This is a genomic window from Inquilinus sp. NPDC058860, from assembly GCF_042743185.1.
Lineage (GTDB): Bacteria > Pseudomonadota > Alphaproteobacteria > DSM-16000 > Inquilinaceae > Inquilinus.
Genome location: NZ_JBHYMS010000136.1, coordinates 1 through 2,154, shown reverse-complemented (window position 1 = coordinate 2,154; position 2,154 = coordinate 1). Strand labels below are relative to the sequence as shown.

At 69.5% G+C, this 2,154-nt stretch carries 2 protein-coding genes; both read right to left on the bottom strand.

From position 1 onward, the window contains the following. Window positions 1-49: 49 nt before the first annotated feature. Window positions 50-856 (bottom strand): ATP-binding cassette domain-containing protein, encoded by an 807-nt coding sequence (locus ACFW16_RS36050; protein WP_380313919.1) that lies wholly within the window; start codon window positions 854-856, stop codon window positions 50-52. Next, on the bottom strand, window positions 853-1,986 hold the full coding sequence (locus ACFW16_RS36045) for an ABC transporter permease (RefSeq protein ID WP_380313918.1): 1,134 nt from the start codon (window positions 1,984-1,986) through the stop codon (window positions 853-855). The genes ACFW16_RS36050 and ACFW16_RS36045 overlap by 4 nt, the downstream gene beginning before the upstream one ends. Between the last annotated feature and the right edge of the window lie 168 nt (window positions 1,987-2,154).

Sequence of the window (2,154 nt, the reverse complement as noted above, 5' to 3'; positions counted from 1 at the left end):
CCCCCTCCCCCTAACCCCCTCCCGCGAGGGGAGGGGGGACTCAATGGGTCTAAGCCGCCGCGTCGCTGCGTTCGAATTCGGCGAACTCGGCGGTCAGGCTGGCCAGCTCCTGGCCGCCGGCCATCATCTCCAGCACCTGCTCGCGGCTGATCTCGCTCTTCGGGTAGGTGCCCAGGCAGCGGCCGCGGTTCAGCAGGGTGAAGGTGTCGGCCACCGGATAGGCGTGGTGCACGTTGTGGGTGATGAAGATCACCCCCAGCCCGCGCGCCCGCGCCTGCACGATATAGCGCAGCACCACCGAGGCCTGCTTGACGCCCAGCGCCGAGGTCGGCTCGTCCAGGATCAGCACCTTGGCGCCGAAATGCACCGCCCGGGCGATGGCGACGCATTGCCGCTCGCCGCCCGACAGGGTGCCGACCGCCTGGCCGGGGTCGCGCACGTCGATGCCGATCTCGCGCATCGCCGTGCGGGCGATGGCATTGGCCTTGTCCATGTCGATGCGCCGGGTCGGGCCCCAGCCGACCGTCGGCTCGCGGCCCATGAAGAAGTTCCGGGTGATGCTCATCAGCGGCACCATCGCCAAGTCCTGGTAGACCGTGGCGATGCCGTGGTCGAGCGCGTGGCGCGGCGAGCGGAACTGCACCGGCTGACCCTCGACCAGCAGCTGGCCCTCGCTGGGCTGGTGCACGCCGGACAGGGTCTTGATCAAGGTCGACTTGCCGGCGCCGTTGTCGCCGAGCAGGGCCAGAACCTCGCCGGCGCGGACCGAGATGGTGATGTCCTTCAGCGCCACCACCGAGCCGAAATACTTGCAGACGCCGCGCAGCTCGACCAGCGGAGCGGATGCATCGTTCATGACCGGCCTCCCGTCACCTTGCGGCGGATGTAGTTGTTCACGATCACGGCCAGGAGCAGCATCACCCCGAGGAAGACCTTGAACCAGTCGGTGTTCACGCCGGAGTAGAAGATGCCCATCTGCACCACGCCGAAGATCAGCGCGCCGAAGGCGGCGCCGATCACCGAGCCGTAGCCGCCGGTCAGGAGCGTGCCGCCGATCACCACGGCAATGATGGCCTCGAACTCCTTCAGCAGGCCGCGGTCGGCGGCGGCGGAGCCGAACTCCATCACCTGGCAGGCGGCGAAGACGGTGGCGCAGAAGGCGGTGCCCATGAACAGCAGCACCTTCACCCGGCCGACCGGCACGCCCATGTTGCGGGCCGCCGTGTTGTCGCCGCCGACGGCGAAGATCCAGTTGCCGAAGCGGGTGCGCAGCAGGATCCAGGCGCCGATCGCGGTCAGCACCAGCCACCACACCACCAGGACGGGCAGGCCGGGAACGACCGGGCTGCCGTCCGGGAAGGTGTCGATCAGCCCGGCGCCGCCGGCCCAGCGGTAGAGCCCGTCCAGCACGGTGCCGCTGAACAGGGCCGCCAGCCAGTCGGCCGCCGCCGGGTCCTTCACCCCGCCGACGATGGTGCGGTTGGTGAACAGGATCGACAGCGCGATGGTCATGCCGCGCAGGATGAACAGGAAGGCCAGGCTGACGATGAAGCTGGGCAGGCCGGTGCGCACCACCAGCCAGCCGTTCAGCGCGCCGATGGCCAGGGCGCCGGCGAAGGCGAAGACCAGCGACAGCCAGACCGGCCAGCCGAAGAACACGGTCGGGATCGCGATCATCATGCCGGCGAAGCCGATCATCGAGCCGATCGACAGGTCGAACTCGCCGGCGACCATCAGGAGGCTGGCGCCGACCGCGAGGATGCCGAGCTGGGCCGAGACCACCAGCCAGTTCGAGATGCCGTCGGCGCTGAACATGCCGGAGCCGCCGGCGGTGATGCCGAAGAAGACGAAGACCAGCACGGTGCCGGCCATGGCGCCGAGCTCGGGGCGGGAGAGCAGGCGCGAGGCGAGGGAGACGGAGCGCAGCCGCTCGTCGCCCGCCGGGCGGGGGCGCGGGCCTCTGGTGTCTGTCTGGATGGTGGTCATGGCGTCTTCCGGGCTTGGGGGGCGGGAAGAGGGGAGGGGCGGCCGGGCCGGCGCTTCCGGTCGTCCTCGTTCCTTTCCTGTCATGCCCGGGGCTTGACCCGGGCATCCAGAGGATGTCGAGACCCTCTGGATTGCCGGGTCAAGCCCGGCAATGACAGGAAAAGATAC